We start from the raw sequence: 20,721 nt of genomic DNA, 5'->3' as shown, positions 1-20,721 counted from the left end.
GGCACGCGTGCGCAGCGGTATCGGGTATGAGCTGGGAAGCTCGGTCCACCTTGACCCTTCAAGCATGACTAGGGATTCCCAAATGTCAAGGGGAATCCATGATCCCACTGGGAAGGTTAGGATCAGTGTCATGAGACGGATACCGCGCACCCACAGTCCCAGCGTGCGTCGACGGCGGTTGTCCGCCGAGCTGCGCCGCCTACGCGCCCAGCACAAGCTGACGTTGGAGCAGGCCGCGCAGAGCACCCGCATCCCGAAGAGCCGCCTGGGCCGGATCGAGACCAGCGACCTGAAGACCGTCAAGGCCACCGACCTGGACGCCCTGCTGGACCTGTACGAGATCACCGACACGGGCACCCGCGAAGCCATGCACTCCTTGGCGCGTGAGGCGGGAGAGCGGGGATGGTGGTCGCGGTACCGCGACGTGTTCGGCACGCACGCGCTTCCGGATTTCGAAACGGAAGCCTCGGTAATCCGCACCTACGAATGCCAGGTCGTGCCCGGGCTGTTGCAGACTCCGCGCTACGCGGACGCGCTCGCCCGGGGAACCGCGGCCTTGGACGACGCCGAGATCAAGCGGCACGTGGACGCTCGGATGGAGCGGCAGCAGATCCTGACCCGGTTCTATCCACCGGAGTACTACGCGGTGGTCGACGAGGCCGCCCTGCGCCGCCAGCCCCAGGACCTCGACATCATGCGGGAGCAGCTGGAGCACCTGGTGGAGGTGTCGACCCGGCCGAACATCCACATCCACGTCCTGCCGTTCAGCGCCGGCCTGCACGCCGCGACGATCGGCAGCTTCGTCATCATGGACTTCCCGGAGCCTCTGGACCCTTCGATCGGATTCGCCGAAACTCCTACGGATAGTCTGTTCGTAGAGACCGATCCTGAGCTGGCCCGGTACAACGCCATGTGGCACGCGGTGCACAACGCGGCGTCCACCCCGGCTCAGTCACGCGAGTTCCTCCAGGGTGTCCTGGCGGCGTTAGAGAGTGGACACTGATGCACAACCTGTCGTGGCGCAAGTCCTCCTACAGCGGAGGAGGAGCGCAGAACTGCGTCGAGGTGGCGGAGCTGCCGACCGGTTCCGCCGTCCGCGACTCCCAGCGCCCCGACGACGCGCAGCTGGCCTTCCCCTCTCCCGAGTGGAACACCTTCCTCCGCCAGGTGAAGGTTCAAGACCGCTGACCCTCCTGCACCGCGCCGGCCCCCGGAACACCCGGGGGCCGGCGTGTATCCAGCTCGCTGCCCGAGCATTCCAGGACAGGTGACGGGAGGCGATCCCGGCACATGCCACAGCCTCCATCACATCCGGCACACGACACGAGCGTGCGGGCCCGGTTTCGCGGTTGGCTCGATTCCACGTGGACGCACCGGTTCTACACCAGTCCGGTGTCCTTTCCGGCAGATCCGCCCTCCAGGAACGGCGTGCACAGGTCGGGCGCGGCGCCGCGGACGAACGCGCCCGCGTCGACGGTCGACAGGTCGGCGGTGCCGTACCGGCCCGTACCCGCGGCGGTGGTGAAGGAGACGCTGGCCAGGCCTAGCCTCTGTTGGAGCAGTGACTGCCGGACGGTCACACCGCTGACCGCGCGCGTCTGGAGCGCCGCCGTGTCGCGTTGGGTGACCCGACCGCGCACCACCAGGTACCGGCCGACCAGGGCGTGTCCCAGATGCAGATAGCCCACGCCCCCGAGGAACATCGCCACGGGCCATACGGCGGCCGCGGTCACCCACCAAGGCCAGGAGAAGGCCGCCTCGGCGGTGGTCAGCACCCATTCGGTGGTGAGGACCAGCCCCACCGTGACCAGGGTGGCCCAGAGGAGTCGGCGGCGCAGCGCGGACCACGGGTGGCACCGCAGCTCCGCTTCGAGCGGGCTCGGTTCCTGGAGCACATCCGCGGCCACTCGCCGAGCGACGGAGACCGGTCCTCGGGGGAGGATCGTGGGCGCCATGCTCCAAATCGACAGGCCCGTGGTCAGGACGTCGGTGTCGGCGATGCGCATCCACCGCCAGAGCAGCGGCTCAGAGATCTGCACTCCGCGCATCCGGTGGTCCTCACGGTCGACCTCCTTGGTGCGCAGCAACCCTTGTGTGGTGCGCAGCAGGGTCCCGTCGCGGCCCCGCACCCGGGAGAGCCGGAAACGCCAGTACTCGTTGAAGAATCCCCAGACGAGGTAGAGCACGCCGAGCACCCCGGCCGCCAGGAGCGCGATGACCAAGGTCCACGCCCAGCCGATGACCTCCCAGTCCACGACCCGCTTGACCAGAGGGAGGGGATCAACCCCGAAGCCGATGAGCAGCCAGTACCCGCCCCACAGCAGGCCGATGGCCACCACGTAGGCGTAGCCGTTGAGGATGTTGTAGAAGACCCAGTGATACCGGACGTCCTGGATCACCTGTTCGTGCTCGTCCTCGGAACCGTCTTCGGAGACCGCCGGGTCCTCCAGCAACTGCTCACGCAGGCTCTCCGCGACCCGGTGTGAGACCGCGTCAAGGATCAGGGCGGACTCACCGCTGGTGTTCTGCTGCCCGGCACCGATGTCGACCATGCGCAGCCCGGCCAGCCGGTGCCTGAGCAGGGCCTCGGACTCCACGCTGCGGATGCGGTCGCGCTGGATGGAGCGGTACTGGCGGACGAACAGCCCGGTGCATCGTTCCACGTGGGTTGGGGTCAGGCGGTAGCGCGTCTTGATCCAGCGAAGGATTCCGTTGGCCAAGCTGTAGAGGCCGAACAGCGCGATCAGCGCCAGCGGCCAGGTGGTGGCCAGTGTCGGCTCGACATCGAAGACCCACAGGGCCAACCCGGCGGGGGCCAGGGCCAGGGCCAACTTGACGAAGTCGACCAGGATCATCCTGGCGTCGAGTCTCTCCCACGGCACCTCGTCGGCCCCGGTGACGGGGACATCGCTCTCGACGATTCCCGTCTCCGTCCCGGGTTCCGGGTCTACCGCCCCCTGCACGGAACCGATCCCGGTGTCCACGGGCCCGGGCCCAGACTCGTCCGCGACCGTACCGGACTCCCGACCGCCGAGTTCGGGCGACTTCTGCTCGGGGGTCATGTCTGGTCTCCCGGCGTGAGCTGGGTGATCTGAGTCAGACGCTGGGCCGCCTCAGCGGCCGTGGCCTGGTCGAGCCCGCTGATGTAGATGGCGCCGTGCGCGGACGCCGTGGTGACGGCCAGGGTCGACAGCCCCATCATCTGCTCGATCGGGCCCTGGCTGGTGTCGACCGTCTGGATGCGCGAGATCGGCGCCACCCGCCATTCGCGCACGTACCAGCCAGTCCGTGCGTACACGGCCTCGTCCGTGGGCTCCCAGCGGTGGACGACGTACCGCCAGAACGGCATGATCGCGACGTAGAGCACCGAGACGACCAGGCCGATCACCAGGGGCGGCCCCAGCCACGGGCGCAGACCGCCGAACCAGAGGTAGAGCACCCCCGCCACACCCAGGAGGGTCAAGGTCCCCAGCGCCGCACGGGCCATCCACCACCAGCGGGCCCTCGGTTCGACCCGATACCTGGGGACACGGAACCAGACCGCGCCTCCCTCGACGATCCGCGTTGTCATACTGCACACTCCAGCTTTCAAGAGTCCGCCGATAGAATCACCGTAGCATCCGAATGGGACATCAGTGTCCCCAAAAGAGAATTAACTGACCCACTATGGAGAACATCTGCCCATGACGAAGACCATCGCCACACCCGCGGAGAGCGGCCCGCGCGCACGCACCCGCCGCGCCATCCTCGACGCCGCCGTGTCGGTCCTGGTTCGCGACCCCGCCGCACCGCTGGTCGAGATCGCCAAGGCGGCCGACGTCGGCCGCTCCACCCTGCACCGCTACTTCAAGGACCGCCCCGAGTTGTACCGGGCGGTGCTGGAGCACTCCCAGCAGGCCATCACGGAGGTGGTCGCGGGCTCCGCGGTCGGCCAGGGCCGCGCGGACGAGGCGCTCCGGCAGCTGATCACCGGTCTGGTCAACGCGGGCGACCGCATTCTCTTCCTCTTCTACGGTTACCGCTCCGAGGAGGACGGCGACGACCAGGAGAAGGGCTCCACGGACGGCAGCGACGACGCCATCATCCGACTGATCCGACGCGGCCAGGAAGAGGGGACGCTCACCCGGGACCTTGACGCCGAATGGATCGAGAACGCTCTGTGGTCACTCGTCTTCGCCGGCTGCGAGGAGGCCCGCAACGGCAAGCTGCCCCGGCACGGGGTCGCCGCCACCGTCATCCGCACCTTTGAAGGGGGCGTCGTTCGCGGCGACTGATCCCCGCGGCTCCACTGTCACCCCTCCCCAGGGACTACATCGGAGTTCGAGCGTGCTGCGAGCCCGCGTCCCGACTCTGGCAGGACGAACAACCCCGGCTTCCCCAGCGGTCGGCTCACATACCGATGTCCCAAAAAAGGGAGTGGTGTCGGATGCGTGTCCTCTTCGCGGCTCCCCGGTCTGTGCCGCACCCCCACCAGCACCTTCACCTGCATGTCCACCTCGCCTGGGCGTTCCAGGCGGCCGGATACCAGGTGGTGTGTCCAGCGTTTGTCGGAGTCGGGTTCACGGACGTCTGGGACCAGATGGCCTCAAGGAGGCGTCGCGAGTCGTTGCGGATGCCTGCCAAGTTCCTGGCCCGCACAGAGACTCTGCTTGGGCTGTCGGAGTTGCGGTGTAGCTTCACTCCACGACTGATCTCCCCTACCGGAAGGGACCGAGCATGGAGTTCCACGTCCCTGGGCGTCCCGAGGATCTACCTCCCTTCGGTGTCCTCTGGGCCCGGGCCGCCGCACTGGCCGCTCTGGAGGCAGGCGGCAGCGAGAACCAACACAGTTACGCCGACGCGGTCGTGCACCACGACGATGGAGGCGGCGGTGCACCCTGATCGCGAGCTTGGCGTGAGGCAAGGCGATACCGCCGAGACTGTCGGCGGCGGCCAGGGTCTTGATCGAGCGGGACTCGCGGCGCCCGTGCCCTTGGTCAGAAGCGCTGTGAGCGATGGCCACGTCCTTCCAGGGCAGCTGTGAGATCTGGAGGTGGGCGGTGGGCTGGTTGGTCTTGATCACCGCGATGTAATGAGCCTTCTTGGCCTCCACCAGCCAGGCCAGGTGGGCTTTGACGGTGTGCAGGGCGTCGAAGGTGACCACCCGGCAGGTCAGGTCGAGGCCCTCCAGGAGCGGGCGAAAGTGCCGGGTCTCATTGGTCTTGGACCCGATTTCGGCTTGGGCCAGGGTGACCGGAGCCTGGTGTGTGACGGCCGAGAGCAGGTGGCGGCGTGCCTGGGCGAGGCGGGCCGAGCCCTTCAATGCCTTGCTGTCGACGGCGATCGCTTCCCGCCTGGACGGTGGGCAGGTGTCGTTGGTGGTGGCCGCCTGGTGTCGGTCGGCCAGGTAGGCGCCGATGGCCTCATCCAGCGCGTCGCCGTCGATGCGAGCCAGGACGCGGTCGAGGGTGGGTGTGGAAGGGGTGCGTCGCCACCTGAGCGGGTGGGGGCGCACGCCGATCGTTTCCAAGAGGTCGGCTGGGGCGCGTTGTCCCCATTCGGCGAGCTCGTCGATGCCCTTGGCTCCACAGATCACAGCGCAGGCGCAGATGAGCAGGATGCTGGTCAGGCAGTACCAGCGTCCGCGTGGGGAGCGGGGGTCGGGGACCGTGTCCAGGTAGGAGCGCAGATCGGTGATGGCATCGGTATCGAGCGGGCCCAGTTTCGCGAGCACGGCGGGGATCGGGGATGATGGAAGAGTAGGCACGGGAGACCTTCGAGATCAGCTGGCTTAGACACCTCCATGATCACGAAGCCCGTGCCTGCTTGTGTATCCGGTCGAAACCATCCCGAACCGGATCATCTCCGCGACAACGGAACTTGAAAAAGCCCTGGAGTGGAGCACCTTCCTCCGCCAGGTGAAGACTCAAGGCCGCTGACCCTCCTGCATCACGTCGGCCCCCGGAACACGGCGGATTTTAGAGGTCGTTGCAACACAGAAGGTCAGTTGCTCGTTTGGAGTAGCTTAGTGAGGCGCTCGGCTGGGGTTTCCCAGCCGAGCGTCTTGCGTGGTCGGCTGTTGAGTTCTGAAGTTGCTTCAGTTCAGTAGACACCTGTGAGCTGGGGTTTTACGCGGCTTCAGTCAGATCCGTAGGGCCACTTCGGGCCTGCTGGGTGTGGCGACGCTCATACTCAGCTGGGCTGAGCTGGCCGTTGGCCGAGTGCCGTAGCCAGGGGTTGTAGAACCCTTCAACGTAGGAGAACACCTCCCGTTGGGCTTCCGCCCGAGTCGCGAAGGCCGTCCGGTCAATCAACTCGGTCTCCAGCTTGCGGCGTTCGGCCTGTTCGTTGGCCAGGGCGGCCTCCAGACGGGCGGTCTTGGCCGCAGCACTCTCGCCCTTGGCCGGTGCGGTGGTGGATGCGGTGGGTTCTGGGGAGGGGCGTCCTTCGGGGTGCTGGGCGTAGACCCAGTTCTGCAGGGTGCCGCGGGCGATGCCCAGATCGGCTGCGATCGCTTTGAAGGTCGCGCCCGGGGTGTTCAGGTAGAGGTCGATCGCCTGTCGGCGGAAGTCCTCGGAGTAGTTCTTACGGGCCATGTCCTGATTCTCGCTTCCTCCCGGCTCGTGCCGGGTTCAGCGTGTCCAGGATCCAGGGACAAGCCCCTCAGCGGGTTCCCATGGGGTTGGGCGCTACACGCTCAGGACCTCAATACCTCCCGCCGAGACGATCTACACCTGGCGGCGCCAGAACCGTATCGACCAAGAGCTCATTTCATGCGGTGAGTTCGCGGTAGCGGACCACTGTACAAGCGATATCGGCGAAGGCCAGGAACAGTCAGCTGGTAGCGGCTGTGCGGGCGGCGGCATCCGGCGTGCCAGACCATCGTGCGCCCCGACCGGCACCCTGCTCAGGCCCGACGGGCGGCCCGGGGAACGATGTGGCCCCTGCGGTGGGCCACGCGCAGCAGATACACCGTGACCGCGCCGCAGAACAGCACCGCCAAGATACTGCCCTCGGGGCCGAAGGCACCCCCACCGATCATGGTGAGCCCCCTCGTCTCCCCGAGCAACAGCCCAGCGAACGCGCCCTCACTGCCGGAGACGGCGGTGCCGAAAATCCCGGCCTGCGCCGCGTTCCAGCCGATGTGAATGCCGATCGGCAGCCACAGGCTGCGCGTGGCCACGTAGGCGGCGCCGAGCATGAGACCGGCCTCCAGAGCGATGGCCAACCCGCCCCACAGTGTCGCGTTCGGGTTCATCATGTGCGCTCCGCCGAAGAGCACGGAGCTGACGGCGAGCGCGCCCCAGGTCCCGGTGGTCTCCTCCAGGAAGCGGAAGATCACTCCGCGGAACAGCAGCTCCTCCGCGACACCGACCGCGCACATCAGTCCGAATACGGCGAGAAAGGCCTCGAACGACCCCCAGCCGAGGATCCGGTAGCCCCCGAAGACGGCGATGGCCGCGATGGTCGCGGTGAACAGGCCGATCCCGGCCGCTGTCCCCCACCCGATCCCGGCCGCCCCCTCTCGGGAGAGTTCGAGCGGCTCCCTCCTGTCGACCCGGCGGATCACGATCCGGTAGGCCCACAGACCGAAGACCGACATCGCGACGCCGAGGGGCAGAGCCCACACCGACGTGCCCACCGCGCCCGTCACGGTCGGGAGGAGCGCGGCCAGGGCGCCGACGAGGAGCAGGACGAGTACCAGGCGCGAGGCCCTTCGCAGGGTCCTGCGAGGGGTGGACACGGGTGCGATGTCATGGGACATGTCGGGATCACTTCCAAAAACGTGGGGGCGCGGGGGCGCTCTGACCTGCCCCCAAGGCTAGGGAAGGGGACCCGCCGGCCACATCACCCGCGCGAGCGCGCTTCGGTAGCTCTCCAGGGGGATTCGGCCCTCAGCCCTGCCGCACCAGTCCCGAGCGGTAGGCGAACACGACGGCCTGGACCCGGTCGCGGAGTCGAAGTTTGGTGAGGATCCGCGACACGTGGGTCTTGACGGTCTCATGCGCGATCGTCATCCGCTCGGCGATCTCCCCGTTGGACAGCCCCTCCGCCATGAGGAGCAGCACCTCGTGCTCGCGCTCGGTGAGCGGCTCGTGGCGCACCACGGGAGGGGCGGGGTCGGCGGGACGGATCCGCAGGGCGTATTCGCCGATGAGCCGCCGGGTCACCGAGGGTGCCAGTAGGGCCTCGCCCTTGGCGACCGTGCGCACGCCCGCGATCAGCTCGGGCAACGGGGCGCCCTTCAGAAGGAACCCGCTCGCGCCGGCCCGCAGCGCCTCGTAGACGTATTCGTCCAGGTTGAAGGTCGTCACCATCAGAACCCGTACCGGGTGGGGGTCCGGCGGCTCCGCCAGAGCGGTGGTCACCTCGATACCACTCATGTGGGGCATGTGGATGTCCATCACCGCGACGTCGGGGCGTAGGTCCCGGATGACGCTCATCGCCTCGGCCCCATCGCGGGCCTGCCCCACCACGACCATGTCCGGTTGGGCGTCGAGCACCGCGGCGTACCCGGCGCGCACCAGATCGTCGTCCTCGCAGACCACGACGCGTATGTGCGAACCGTTCACGTCTTCCCCCTGGGGATGCCGGCGTACACGGTGAAGCCCCCGTCATCGGAGGGACCTGCGCGCAGCTCCCCGCCGAGGGCGCCGACCCTCTCCCGCAGGCCCGTCAGGCCGCGCCCGGCACCCGGTCGGAGCCGGGGCGAGCCGGCCCCCTCGGCCGTGGAGGTGCCGTTCCCGGTGGTGATTCGGGCGCCGACCACCTCGTCCCCGTGGTCGATGCGGACGACGACGTGTCCGCCGGGCGCGTGCTTGAGCGCGTTCGTGACGGACTCCTGCACGACGCGGTACAGGGCTTCCTCCTCCTGGGGGCGCATCAGTCGGGGCTCGCCGTCCTCGACCAGTTCCACGCTCTGCCCAGCGTTGCGGGAGCGCTCGATGAGGCTGGCGAGTTCGCTGAGCGAGGGACCGGTTCGGTCCTCGCGTCCGTCCAGGACGCCGAGCAGGTGTCTGAGGTCGTCCAAGGCGCGCCGACCGGTCTCCCCGATACTGGTCAGGGTGGTTCCCACTCGGCCGGACCGCTCCAGCAGATAACCCGCCGTGTCAGCCTGCACCACCATCGAGGTGACGTGGTGGGTGACGACGTCGTGCAGGTCGCGGGCGAGACGGGCGCGTTCGGCGGCAGCGGCGTCCGCCTCCGCGCGGCGGCGGCGCTCCTCGGCGTCCAGGGCGCGGGCGCGCACCCACCCGCCAAGGGCGCAGAACGCGACCAGGACGAGGCCGAAGGAGAAATAGTCGGCCACGGTGGCACGGGAGCCCGCGAGGTGCAGGGAGTAGCAGACGAGCGCGTAGGTGGTGATCGCCCCCGCGACCACCGGCGCGGGACGGCGCGGCGGGTGTGTACCGACGGTGTACAGGGCCACGATCAGTGCAAGGGAGGCGAAAACGTTGGGGTAGCGCAGCAGTTGGAATGCCGTGAACGCGGCGGCGACCACGGTCAGGCAGGTGACGGGGAACCGACGCCGCAGGGCGAGAGGCGCAGCCTGGGCACCGACGAGGACCAGGCCCAGGCCGTCCAAGGGCCGGTCGTCCGGCAGCTCCGCGAGGTCGACTCCCTGCTGAGCGATTCCTGGGACGAAGGAAAGGGCCACGAGGGCCGCGGGGAGCAGGGCGTCGGTGGCTCCCGCTCTTCGCATGGGGCGGAGCATGCGCTCCGCCCACGCTGTTGTCTCGAACACCCGAGCAGACTATCCCGCGCCGCCGCGCTGGCCGTCCTGGAGGCGGGCGGCAGCGAGAACCAGCACAGCTACGCCGACGCGGTCGTGCACCACGACGACGGGGGCGGCAACGAGTGGCGGCTCGCTCGGATCGAGGGCGGACGCGGGGTGCTCGTCGGTGCCGACCACGAGTGCGACGATCACATGGACGTCGAGGGTTATGACCCCTACGCGGGTCCCGACTGGCTGCCCTGGACCTGGTTCACCGCGTTGGAGAACGATCGCGAGCAGGGCTTCGCCTACTGGTGGGATGGGGCTGTCTGGGACCGCATCGACTACCCCGACCTCATCGAGAACGACGGTCTGAATCTGCTGTTGCCCCACCTGTCCACTGTCGAGAAGGCAGTCGAGAAGGTCCTGAACTTTCTCGACCTGCGTACTTCCACGGACGAGTGGAACGAGGGGTTCTCCCTCGTGCACCGCGTCCTGGAACTGGCCGAGAGCGGCACCGGAACCGAGGAGGAGTGGCGCGAGGCCCTGGACGCGGCCCTGACCTTCGCCGCCCGCCAGGACTCGCGGTACGCGAGGCGTCAAAGGGACGAGTTCGACGTGGCCCCCGCTCTGGCTGTAGCCCGGGCGACCGGCCTACTCAAGGGCTCCACGGCCGAGGCCAAGCCCGCCGGGAACGGACGCCCCGAGGGCTGGGTCCCGCGCCTGGGACAGACCCGAACCGAACGCTCCAGGCGCGCGCCCTGAAGCAAACGAGCGGTCGCTCCGAGAACCTCGCGAGGTGCCATCGGACGCCGCCGACAGGCCGTGTGTGCTCCGTTTGTGCTCTGCAGTTCCGGACTGGGACGGCACCGGGTGACACCTCTTGACACGAAACGATGGTGACGATCGGATGGATAGGGACGAAACGTCACTCTGTGGCACGTAGAGGCACGAAAGAATCGGACTTCTAATCCGATGGTCGCAGGTTCGAATCCTGCCGGGTGCGCCACAAAACCCCAGGTCAGATGGGGTGTGCGAGTCGAACAGACGAGGCGTCGGGTCTGGATCCGGGCCTGAAATGCTCCCCGTGTGCTCCGCAGTGCAAGGTCCAGTACAGGTGGGCACCCACCTCGCGGAGCATTTTGCCGTCCTGTGACCTTGCGGGCCCGGGCCGGGGCGGCCCATGTCCGCCCGCCAGCGCCCCACAGCCGCCCCGACACACGCGATCCGGGCCCTGTGTGCCGCGCAGCCCCACAGGCCGCATACGGCCGATTCCGCCGAAACCCGCAATCAGACCGGGGTTACCGCGCCACAATCAGATGCATGACTAAGACGAGGTGGATCTGGGCAAGCACGGCGACCGTCGCGGTCCTGGCCACGCTGGGAGCCGGGTTGTGGTTCGGCGGAGGCCCCGCCACACGAGCAGGGTGGGAAGCCGCCGCCTGGGCAGCGGGCATCACCACCGCCCTGGCACTGATCGTCACCGCCATCGCCCGGGCCATGTCCCCTCAGCCCCTCCCCACACCACCTCCAAGTTCAAACAGTGAAAAAGCTGCCGCGAACACGGAGAGCGGGGATATCTCCGGTGCCACCGTGGCCCAGGGTCAAGACGTACACGTGGAGAAATTCTCGTACGGCGGCGATCACAACGACTTCCATGGCAGCACATTCCACGGGCCGGTAGTCGGCAAACAGGTTAACCAGCCCCATCCCGGACTCAGAGAAGATGGGCAGGGGCCGAAGCAGTGAGCTCTACTTACGGCGGCGACCACAACGACTTCCATGGCAGCACATTCCACGGTCCCGTAACAGGAAAACAGGAGATTAACCATCACCATTATTCTCCAAAATTACTACCAGATGGCTTTCCTTCTTTGACCGCGGTAGCCCCGGGGTTCATTGGCCGCAACGAAGAATTGAAGGAACTGGCAAGATTAATAAAACCGACAAGCCAGGGCGCCAGCAGTACTATCGAAGATGAGAATTCAGTTACAGTTATAGCTGGAGCCGGAGGCGTGGGAAAGACAGCCTTGGCAGTGGCTATAGGAAATCAAGCAAAGAAAGAAAACTGGTTCTCTTACGCTCTGTTCATCGACTTGCGCGGCTACGACCAGAGTCCCATGTCTCCACAACAAGCAGTATCCGCATTTTTACGCACCCTTGGAGTTCCCAGGCCAGAAATACCAAGCGAAATAAACGAGTGCACTACACTCTTCAGGATGCACCTAAACAACATCGAAAAACAGCAAGGCGCACCAGTTTTGGTGGTGGCAGACAACGCTTCAGGCGCAAACCAAGTCAGGGCGCTAATTCCTGGGCATGGGGGACATCGACTTCTAGTCACCTCTCGAAATAGGATCACAACTCTCGGCGCGCCTTGCATCCGCATAGAATGCCTAAGCGATTCGAACTCCGTAAAACTGATAACCAAATTGCTTTCCCGAGCCAATCCCTCGGACCCACGAATTAATGACATTTCGGAAATGAAGCAAATTGCACGCGCCTGCGGCAACCTGCCCATCGCCTTGCAAATATCCAGCGCCGTACTCATAAATTATCAGAGCCGCAGCATTCTAAGCCATGTCAGTAAGCTCATGGATGCCAACTCTCGCTTACAAAACCTCGCCGATGACGAACGCCAGATCCAAGCAATATTCGACACTTCCATTAGCCAGTTAAGCCCAGATCAAAATTGGGTGTTCACACTCCTCGGTGCCGCACCCGGGCATAGCTTCACAGTCCCTGCTATTTCTGCCCTAACTAACAAAACCGATGATTACGTCACCGAACTTATGGATGAACTTTCCACATTTCATCTGGTCACACGGAACACAGATTCCAACCAGTGGAGCATGCATGATTTGCTAGCAGATTACGCCAGCAGCATCGCCTCAGAGAAAGCTTCAGACAAAAACTTAAAGAGTCTCATAGACGAAGCCTTGGAGCGCATCATAGATTACTACTTAAAAACAGCAGAAGAGGCCAACTTAACCATACGCCACCGCCCTAAAAATCCGAGCATTTTTTCGACGCCAGATGAGGCCTTTTCGTGGCTAGAAAACGAGAATGCTAACCTAGCGGCAGTAGTGCAGACATCTCGCGAAGTAAACAATTGGAAAGCTGCCATCCGACTTCCGGAGGTCCTCTCATTTTTCCTGCGAGATCATTTTGTTGAAAACTTCACCATGCACGACATCATTCAATACGTCGAAACAAGGGCCGGTGGACGGCACCAAGCAGCCGCAACTTGGAACATCATCGGATTTGGATTTCGTGAGGCAAGAAAATTTGAGAATGCCATAACTGCTCATAATCTGGCCCTCGATCACTGCAAGCTGAATAAAGACATTCAAAGCGAAGCTGCAGCAAGGCATGGGCTAGGCTTAACTTACCGACAGCTTAAAAGGATTATAGAGTCCATTGAATCCCATGAGCTAGCCCTCGCGCTTTGCCTCGAACTAGGAGATCGCCACAGCGAGGCATGGACTTTGCATGGCCTCGGCCTTTCACTTGCAGATGCAGGCAGAACAGAGGATGCAATGACTGCCCTAGAACGGGCAGAAAAGCTCTACATAGAAACGAAAGACGATTCTTGGCTAGCCATTTGCAGAATACATCTTTCCCATATTCAAAACACTGAATAATCCCAAAGCCACCAGAGCTTTTTTCGCGTAACCATAATGCCATCAGACCTTTGACCCGATCGATTTCCAGCCCTTGACACGAGGAAACCCCAGGCCAGCCAGGGCGAACCCGTGCACTGGCCTGGGGCCGGTGGTGCCGTGTGGCTCCTGGTGTGCTCGCCGGTTCGGCTACCCGACCCTCACCGGAGCCGGACCGCGTAGCAGCGCGGCGGTGGCTTCGGCCGCCGCTTTGGCCACGTCCGGGAACACCGACTGGTAGGTGTCCTGGGTGAAGTGCGTGGTCGCGTGCCCCAGCTCGCTGGACACGATCTTCACATCCGTCCCGGCCGCGAGCGCCAGCGAGGCGGCCCCGTGGCGGAGCCCGTGCAATGTGATCGGTGGCAACCCGGCGGCCCTGGCGATGCGTAGGAACCAGTCACTGACCTGCCCCGGATGCCACCCCAAACCGTTCTCCTTGGTGAAGGCCAGACCGCTGTCCGTTCATGCCGCTCCGGCCTTGAGGCGGGCCTCGTTCTGGAACCGCTTCCATGCCCGCAACACTTTGATGGTGTCGGCGTCCAGGGTGATGGTGCGCTGGCCCGCCGCGCTTTTCGGGGTGGAGGTGATTGTCTCCCACGCGAGTTGTACGACTTGGACGCGGATGTCGATCTGCCCGTCCGTCAGCCGGGTGTTAGCCCAAGGCAAGCCGACTGCTTCTCCTCGGCGCAGGCCTTTGACCGCGATCAGGTGGAACATCGGATACAGCCACGGGTACTTCCTCGCGTGCACCAGGAAGGCGCGGGTCTGCTCCGGGGTCCACACCATGACCTCTCCCGGCACGGTCCCGTCCTTGGCCCACTGGCGCACCCGATCGGGTGTCCACACCAGCGGACGCTTCCTCGGACACGAGGGCAGGCGTACGTGCGAGGCGATGTTCACCGACACCGGCAGATCCGGACGCCTGACGGCTTCGGACAACGCGCTCCGGAGAGTGGCGCGGATGCGGTGTTTGGTGGATAGCGAGATCACCCTCCGGCCCCTGACCGAGGCCCGTACCTGGGGGTCGTCGGACTCGCGGCACTCCAGGATGTGGCTGTTGGTCTCCTCGAGGGCCGCGAACATGGTCTCGACGTGGCGGGCCTGGAGCTTGTCCAGCCGAAGCCGACCCAGGTGCGGGACGAGGTAGGTGCGGATGTGCCCGGCGTAGGAGGCCCGGGTTCCCGCGGCCAGATCGGGCTTGCCCGCCAACCACTCCCCCAACCACGCCTCAACGGTGGGTGGTTCGGCGCGCACGTCCACCGCCATCGCGACCCGCTTGCGTACCTCTTCCAGGTCGGGGAGTGGGCGGCGTTGTTTCAACGCCGCCTGGATCAGGTCAGCGATCTGTATCTCGACCGTGGGGTCCTTCTCCGCCAGACCGATGAGCGCCTTGACGTGCTCCAGCCCTTTCCGGGCCTGTTCCTGGGAGGCCAGGCCGACCCGTCGGGCCTGGCGGCGCCCACCCTCACTGGTTAGCGGAAGCTCGTACTGAAACGCCCACGCCCCATGAGCCGGAGTCCAACCTCCAGTCTTACGCTTGAGCTGCGGACACCTCACCCCCAGTGCCCTGCCGGTGTTCTCATCGCGGCATCCGCACCGTTTGAACGTGGACCCCTCACGCGCGGCCATGCACGGCCTCACCTTCGTCTCGCTTCCCACGCACACCACATCCGCCAACCACTGGCAGCGAGCCGACCTCGGCCACCATGACCGAAGTGCTCACACCCACACGGCCCACCTCTGAGCTGAACGGATACGGCGTACGGCCCCGCGTGTGGCGGGGCACCACGCATCCACGCTCGACCTCGTAGAGGTGGTCAAGCGGATTCGACACAACCGTCATCCGATGGGCCCACACCCCCGCCCACCCATCCGATACGCCCGGCATCGCCCTGTTCCTGCCACCCTCCTGCCGCAGGCTGGTCCAGGGGTCAACGACGCGGGCCCCACCGAGCCCACCACGCGGCCGGTCCGCGCCGACCGCCCCGCCCCAGGACGCCCGGGGCCCCGCCGCACGGTCGGGCCGACGTCGGGGCGCTGACAGCCCCACACCACCCACCCACACCCTGGGGCTACACCATGGGCCTGGAACCCGTCCCGGACCATCCCGTTTTCGAGCAGTGCTTCTCCTCGCCACCACGCCATGGCCCTCCTCGGACGTCGTCTTGGGCCTCTTCGCCCTGATGAACCCCTATGAAGACGCGCCCGATGAAGATGCGACACCCGACCTCAGAACTTCACGCGGCTCAGCTTCCGTCACCGCGTACCGCTGGCAGACGAGGTTGCGTGAAGCGCGGCTCGGGACAACAAAAAACACACGGGCAGAGGGAGAAGAGAGCGCTGTTATGCAGCGCACGGAGCTAGACGATCTTGGTCTCTGCGCAGGAGCAGGGGATTAAATTCTTCTCTCACAATGAAGCCGAAAGACTTTCACTGAAAAAGAGGCGAAGAAAGAAGGGATTCCGCACGCGTAGAGCACCCGTGGAGGCGGGCGGCGCGGGCGCGCTCGCCCGTGAGCGAGGGCGCCCCGCCCGCCTACGTGAGGAGAACTACCCACTTGGGTATAAGTCTGGACGCCCGTTGGCCCACCCACAGGGGCGCTGACCTGCACAGCATCCCGAGCAGGGGTGGGCCAGCTAAAAGTGGCCCACCCGGCGGCCCAGTCGGTGGCCCATGCGCTGGCCAGGGGTTCACTTCGGGTTCAGTGGAGGTTCACACCCCACCTTCCCACTTCCAAGGAAGCCGGAGGAAAAGCGCGCCTGCACTTCTCACAGGAGCAGGAACCCGCGCTTTGTCACTCGATAGGCGAGAGCGCTCCGTCCACCTCGATCGCACCAGACCGTCTTCATAGAAAGAGATCGCGAATGCCATCAGAGAGGAGAAAATCCCTTCTTCCATGACTTCTCGGCCAGGGGAAGCCCGCACGTGGCAGGTGACAGAACTCCCACGTCTCTGCTCTGGTGAGAGAAAGAGAGAGCAGACCAGGCCGTCCGGGAAGAGGCGCAGCGGGCGGGGGGAGACAGCCACGGGTGGGCCGAGGTCAAAGTACCTGTAGGCGGGCGGGTCCGCCCCCGTTTGCCGGGGCGGGCCCGCCCGCCTACGTGAAGAGGACTACCCACTGGGTATAAGTCTGGCTTTCCAACGGCCCACCCAAAGGGCCTTTCACCTGCACTGATAACGCCCGAGAGGTGGGCCGATCAAAGCGGCCCACCTACAGGCGGAGGCACAGGCGGAGTCACAGGCCCCCGGAAAGGCCCCGTCACAGGCGGAGTCACAGGCCCGCCAACGGCCCACGCCCTGACACGACGTACGGGCGAGGCCACCTGCCCGGCTCTGGTGTCGAGGTCACAGGCGCAGGTGTTGACGACTACCCGAGAGGTTCTTCTGACTTCCGCCACGTGAGGCCGGGGCGGCGCCGACCCGTGATCACGGTCAGCACCACCCCGGCGTGGATTCTCTCAGGTGGAGATTGCCTGCCAGCGCCGCACCAGGTGAGCCAGTTCAGCGAACTCGTCCTTACGACCGCCCCCAGGGTTGGAAGGCGGTGGTACCGCCGGGCCTCGGACACCCGCCGTTTCCTCACCTCGGTTCGCCTGCACGTCTCCCCTGGTATACGTGCGGACGACGCGGTCCTCGTGCCGAGCGAGGTAGGGACGCACCCCGCGCACCCCGTCATCGTCCTCACACCACCCACGCGGCCCCGTATACGGAGTCCGCTGCGGTGGCACCTTCACCGGAGCTTCCCTCGGCTGTTCCTCTCCGGGCCGGGGCCGAGAAACATCCGTACGCTCCTTGGCCGCAGCCCGTACCGAGGCTGGTTCGCGGTCCTTTCGCGCACTCCGCAAGGGCAGCGGTGGGCGAACCTCGGCCACCGGTCGCGTACTTGGGCCGGTAGGGCCGCAGAACAGTGCGGCGAGCACCACCCCGAGGACCCAGCGCACCTGTTCGCCCCAACCCTGACGGCGCCTGCGGTGTCGCCCGCTATGCTTCTCCACGGTTTCCTCCTGCTGTAGTCAGGTGGGAATCACGCCCCGGGCCGGTGTTCGCAGCACCGGTTCGGGGCCCCCTTTTCTCTTGTCAGCGACCCCGCGAACGAGGCCGGTTCTTCCTGTGACGTTGCGGGTGAGTGTCAATGGCCTTGGGAGCGCACACCCCCGAAACTGCGCTTATCACCCACAAACCCACACAATGAGTCACAAAAAGCCCTAAGCCCACGAAACGGGTTTCCTTTCCCGCCTGGGGTGGTCGATGTTCCCTTGGGTGGGCGAGCACCTTCAACCCCAGCCACGAAATACAGCCCGCCCCTGTCCGCTGGTTATTCGTCACTGCTGGCTACGCGTGCGTCCGGACCGGTCGAAGGCCGCACGAACGGTCAATCCACCGCTACGACCCACGGAGAAGTCCCAGTACAGGGCCATCGCGTCGACCAGGGCCAAGCCGTAGCCGCTCTCGGCCAACGTCGGCCCCGCGCCCCCCGGTGAGGAAGAAGGAGCCGTTTGGGGCACGGTTGCCGCCGCACCGGGGCGAGGCCCGTCGTCGATCACGCGCAGGACGAAGAGGAGACGGCGCCGCTCGATCTCGATCCGCACCTGCCCGCCGAGTAGCCCGGAGGCGGTGTGCCGTAGAGCGTTCGTGTGCAGCTCGGCCAGGGACACGACCAAGGGATGCGCGGCGGACGGTGTGGTCCGGGTGGCCTGAGCCGCCCATCGGCGGGCTTGGGAGAGGTGAGCGGTGTCGGAACCGCACAGCAGTCCTGAGGTGTTCGGGTCATCGAAGCTGATGCGCCGAGGCAGCAACACCGTTTCGTCCCGAGGCGGGCGCGGGGAAGGAAGGCGTCGCATCAGCCCTCCGCGGGAAAGCAGCAGCCCGGAGGAAGCGAGCCATGCGTTGGGATACTCATGTACTCACTGTCTGGAGAAACACCTGACATCGCTATGACGGAGCGGGCATGGTGGTTATGACAGGCCGGTCATGGCCCCGAGATCTGGTGTCACCGTAGGATTCGGTGCCACTCCACTCTCCCTCCGGCGAAGCGATTCGGAAGGTATGCCGTGTTCTGCGGAAACTGCGGTCGTGCACGAAAACCCGGTGACTGCTCGTGCGTTCCAAGCCGGTTCTGGAGCATCCCCGAGGTGCGGCGGGCAGTCGCTGACCGGGACCCCAACGCGCTGATCCGGCTGCTGCTGCGGCACACCGACCTGGCGCAGGACGCCATCGCCCGCATGTGCGACCTGTCCCAGGCCATGGTCTCCCGAGTCCTGAAAGGCAGCCGCGAGATCCGCAAGCCCGAGTCCAGAATCCGTGCGTTCGACGGGATCACGCACGGACACGACATCCCGACGCCCGAGATGGCGCGGGTGCCCGCCGAGCTCGCTCTGGGGTTGAACGACTCGGGTGAGGAGGCCTCCTCGGTCCTGCGACGGCTGGCCCAGGCGGACGTCGAGCACACACCGGGTATGGAGGAGGGAACCGGGACCTCAGCGACTAGCCCGGCCGTGCTCTCCTGGCTCGTACGGAACACGGCCTCCTCCGAGGAGACCCCTCTGGTCGAGGAGGGCCCGGTGGCCGCAGTTCGCGCCGCGACCGCGGCGTTCGGCGCCCTGGACAACCGGTTCGGTGGCGAGAACGCCAGGACCACGGCGGTGCACTACCTCAACGACACGGTCGTCCCCCTCCTGCGGCGGTCGCACGCCGAAGCGGTACGGCGGTCGTTGTTCACGGTCACGGCCGAGTTCGTCCTCTCCATCGCCTGGATGTCCTACGACGCCCAGCGCAACGGCGCCGCCCGCCGCTACTTCGTCCAGGCCCTGGACTTGGCCGCACACGCCGAGGACCGGCTGCTGGGGGCGAGCGTGTTGTCCGCGATGAGCCACCAGGCCAACTACCTGGGCGCGCATGCCGAGGCCCGCGACTTGGCGCGCGCTGCCCTCACCGGCGCTGGAGCTCGTGCCACGGCGACGATGCGCTCCCAGTTCCTGATGATGGAGGCCCGTGCCCACGCCGCCCGCAAGGACAGGAGCGACTGCTTCCGGGCGATGGGCGAGGCCGAGCGGGCGTTCGGGAGCCGCGAACCCGCCACGGACCCGGAGTGGATCAGGTACTTCGACCACTCGGAGTACTCCGACGAGGTCGCGCGCTGCCATCGGGATCTCGGGCACGCACACGTCGCCCGCCGCCTGGCCGAGCAGAGCCTGGCCGCCTCCACCGGTGACGAGTACGCGCGCAGCCGGGTGTTCACCCGCCTGGTGTTGGCCGCGGCCGTCCTCGGCCAGGGCGAGGTGGAGGAGGCCAGCCACATCGGCGAGCAGGCGGTTCCCCTGGTCCGGGCGACCTCGTCGGCGCGGTGCGCCGGGTACCTGGGCGACTTCGCGAAGCAGATACTCCCCCACCGGGACCAGCCCGGAGCGGCGCGGTTCCTGCGCCAGGCGCGCGCCGTGGTGGCCGCCGGTCAGTAGGGGTGCCAGGACCGGGGGCACTCGGGATCGCCCAGGTCGGTGACGCGCCGGTTGATCTCGGCGTCGATCTCGGGGCTCTCGCCGCCCTTCTGTGCGAGCCAAGTGGTCATGCGCAGCTCGCGGATCGCCTTGTGGAGGGGATAGCCCTCCCAGGCGGTGACGTCGAATCCGTAGGCGTCGCAGAAGTCGGCGTACTCGGCGTCGGTGTGCCAGCCCAGGTCCCGGTACAGGGCGGTCAGGACCAGGTCCCACTCGGGCGGGCCCCAGCAGATGCCATCCAGGTCGAAGAGCACGACCCCGTGGTCGGTGGCCAGCACGTTGCCGATGTTCGCGTCGCCGTGGATGACGTGTCGCCCCAGGACGGGACGCACCGTGGGAAGTCGCTGGGCCAGGTCGTGGTGGACCCGGTGCAGTTGGTCGCGCTGGGGACCGGTGAGCCGGGGCGCGGTGTCGATGCGCTCGCGGATCCGGTCGAAGGGATCGAGGTCGGGCAGGCCCAGGTCGGGCGGCGGGGCGAGCCGGTGCAGGGAGCGCAGGAGCACGGCCAGTTCCCGGGGGACGGTCCACTCCCCGTCCACCGCTTCCCAGAGGGTGACGACGGTGTCCTCGGCCGGGACGGGTTGCTCACCCGGGAGGGGATGGCTCACCGGTATGCCCTGGTCGGCGAGCCAGCGTGCGGCGCGTACCTCGCGGGCGGCCTCCGGGGTCCGGTCGGCGGAGCGCTCGACGCGGGCGATTACCCTGCCGCCGTCGAGGCGGAACACGGCCCGCTCCCCCGCCCGAATCAGCTCGGGTTCCTGGGACGGGGTGAGGCCCAGGGTGTCAGCGGCGGTGTGGACGGCGCGGGTCGCGCGCCGCACGAAGTCCTCGGTGTGAACCACGCGCCCCAGCCTACGCCGGGGCGCCGGTT

General features: G+C 66.3%; 16 protein-coding genes, 1 tRNA gene and 1 pseudogene. 8 read left to right on the top strand and 10 right to left on the bottom strand.

What is annotated here, in order from left to right:
• Positions 1–130: 130 nt before the first annotated feature.
• Both ACSIH6_RS06030 and ACSIH6_RS06025 read left to right on the top strand, forming a co-directional pair.
• Entirely contained in the window at positions 131–1,003 is an 873-nt protein-coding gene (locus ACSIH6_RS06030) for a helix-turn-helix domain-containing protein (RefSeq protein WP_051064393.1), read from the top strand.
• Positions 1,003–1,188, top strand: coding sequence for a DUF397 domain-containing protein (locus ACSIH6_RS06025; RefSeq protein WP_435107215.1), 186 nt, complete (start codon positions 1,003–1,005; stop codon positions 1,186–1,188). Before ACSIH6_RS06030 ends, ACSIH6_RS06025 begins: the two co-directional genes overlap by 1 nt.
• Positions 1,189–1,379: 191 nt before the next feature.
• Here the strand turns inward: ACSIH6_RS06025 and ACSIH6_RS06020 are convergent, their stop codons facing one another.
• Together ACSIH6_RS06020 and ACSIH6_RS06015 are read right to left on the bottom strand one after the other, a co-directional pair.
• A complete protein-coding gene (locus tag ACSIH6_RS06020; protein WP_435107214.1) occupies positions 1,380–3,062 on the bottom strand; it encodes a PH domain-containing protein in 1,683 nt (560 codons plus the stop codon).
• The gene (locus tag ACSIH6_RS06015; RefSeq protein ID WP_435107213.1) at positions 3,059–3,571 is read right to left on the bottom strand and encodes a PH domain-containing protein; all 513 of its coding nucleotides are present in this window, start codon (positions 3,569–3,571) and stop codon (positions 3,059–3,061) included. The genes ACSIH6_RS06020 and ACSIH6_RS06015 overlap by 4 nt, the downstream gene beginning before the upstream one ends.
• Before the next feature lie 112 nt (positions 3,572–3,683).
• On the opposite strand from ACSIH6_RS06015, the gene ACSIH6_RS06010 reads away from it, so the two are divergent.
• The gene (locus tag ACSIH6_RS06010; RefSeq protein WP_435107212.1) at positions 3,684–4,274 is read left to right on the top strand and encodes a TetR/AcrR family transcriptional regulator; all 591 of its coding nucleotides are present in this window, start codon (positions 3,684–3,686) and stop codon (positions 4,272–4,274) included.
• 311 nt (positions 4,275–4,585) lie between these two features.
• Here the strand turns inward: ACSIH6_RS06010 and ACSIH6_RS06005 are convergent, their stop codons facing one another.
• From ACSIH6_RS06005 to ACSIH6_RS05985, 5 genes are all read right to left on the bottom strand, one after another.
• On the bottom strand, positions 4,586–5,713 hold the full coding sequence (locus ACSIH6_RS06005; protein WP_435107211.1) for an ISAs1 family transposase: 1,128 nt from the start codon (positions 5,711–5,713) through the stop codon (positions 4,586–4,588).
• A 394-nt stretch (positions 5,714–6,107) separates the two neighbouring features.
• Positions 6,108–6,575 (bottom strand): transposase, encoded by a 468-nt coding sequence (locus ACSIH6_RS06000; protein WP_435107210.1) that lies wholly within the window; start codon positions 6,573–6,575, stop codon positions 6,108–6,110.
• A gap of 311 nt (positions 6,576–6,886) precedes the next feature.
• Positions 6,887–7,744 carry a CPBP family intramembrane glutamic endopeptidase gene (locus ACSIH6_RS05995; RefSeq protein ID WP_435107209.1) on the bottom strand — a complete coding sequence of 286 codons (858 nt, stop codon included), beginning with the start codon at positions 7,742–7,744 and terminating at the stop codon, positions 6,887–6,889.
• A 130-nt stretch (positions 7,745–7,874) separates the two neighbouring features.
• A complete protein-coding gene (locus ACSIH6_RS05990) occupies positions 7,875–8,552 on the bottom strand; it encodes a response regulator (RefSeq protein WP_017566055.1) in 678 nt (225 codons plus the stop codon).
• Positions 8,549–9,682, bottom strand: coding sequence for a sensor histidine kinase (locus tag ACSIH6_RS05985; protein WP_435107208.1), 1,134 nt, complete (start codon positions 9,680–9,682; stop codon positions 8,549–8,551). The genes ACSIH6_RS05990 and ACSIH6_RS05985 overlap by 4 nt, the downstream gene beginning before the upstream one ends.
• 126 nt (positions 9,683–9,808) lie before the next feature.
• Between ACSIH6_RS05985 and ACSIH6_RS05980 the strand changes: the two genes are divergently transcribed.
• The 4 genes from ACSIH6_RS05980 (at position 9,809) to ACSIH6_RS05965 (ending at position 13,338) form a co-directional block, all read left to right on the top strand.
• Positions 9,809–10,459 carry a hypothetical protein gene (locus ACSIH6_RS05980; RefSeq protein ID WP_435107207.1) on the top strand — a complete coding sequence of 217 codons (651 nt, stop codon included), beginning with the start codon at positions 9,809–9,811 and terminating at the stop codon, positions 10,457–10,459.
• Positions 10,460–10,632: 173 nt separating this feature from the next.
• Positions 10,633–10,703: transfer RNA gene (locus tag ACSIH6_RS05975), tRNA-Ser, on the top strand.
• A gap of 314 nt (positions 10,704–11,017) precedes the next feature.
• Positions 11,018–11,443, top strand: coding sequence for a hypothetical protein (locus ACSIH6_RS05970; protein WP_435107206.1), 426 nt, complete (start codon positions 11,018–11,020; stop codon positions 11,441–11,443).
• On the top strand, positions 11,440–13,338 hold the full coding sequence (locus ACSIH6_RS05965; protein WP_435107205.1) for an ATP-binding protein: 1,899 nt from the start codon (positions 11,440–11,442) through the stop codon (positions 13,336–13,338). Before ACSIH6_RS05970 ends, ACSIH6_RS05965 begins: the two co-directional genes overlap by 4 nt.
• Before the next feature lie 168 nt (positions 13,339–13,506).
• On the opposite strand, the pseudogene ACSIH6_RS05960 reads toward ACSIH6_RS05965, so the two are convergent.
• A pseudogene (locus tag ACSIH6_RS05960) lies at positions 13,507–14,985 on the bottom strand (tyrosine-type recombinase/integrase).
• A 2,693-nt stretch (positions 14,986–17,678) separates the two neighbouring features.
• Complete coding sequence (locus tag ACSIH6_RS05955) at positions 17,679–18,197, bottom strand: ATP-binding protein (protein WP_435107204.1); 519 nt, start codon at positions 18,195–18,197, stop codon at positions 17,679–17,681.
• Between the two features lie 291 nt (positions 18,198–18,488).
• Between ACSIH6_RS05955 and ACSIH6_RS05950 the strand changes: the two genes are divergently transcribed.
• The gene (locus ACSIH6_RS05950) at positions 18,489–19,811 is read left to right on the top strand and encodes an NsdA family TPR-like regulatory protein (RefSeq protein WP_435107203.1); all 1,323 of its coding nucleotides are present in this window, start codon (positions 18,489–18,491) and stop codon (positions 19,809–19,811) included.
• Here the strand turns inward: ACSIH6_RS05950 and ACSIH6_RS05945 are convergent.
• Positions 19,805–20,692 carry a phosphotransferase enzyme family protein gene (locus tag ACSIH6_RS05945; protein ID WP_435107202.1) on the bottom strand — a complete coding sequence of 296 codons (888 nt, stop codon included), beginning with the start codon at positions 20,690–20,692 and terminating at the stop codon, positions 19,805–19,807. The genes ACSIH6_RS05950 and ACSIH6_RS05945 overlap by 7 nt on opposite strands.
• Positions 20,693–20,721 lie beyond the last annotated feature (29 nt).

The sequence above is a fragment of the Nocardiopsis synnemataformans genome (genome assembly GCF_965343085.1).
GTDB classification, from domain to species: Bacteria; Actinomycetota; Actinomycetes; order Streptosporangiales; family Streptosporangiaceae; genus Nocardiopsis; species Nocardiopsis alborubida.
This window is presented reverse-complemented; position numbering and strand designations above follow the sequence as displayed.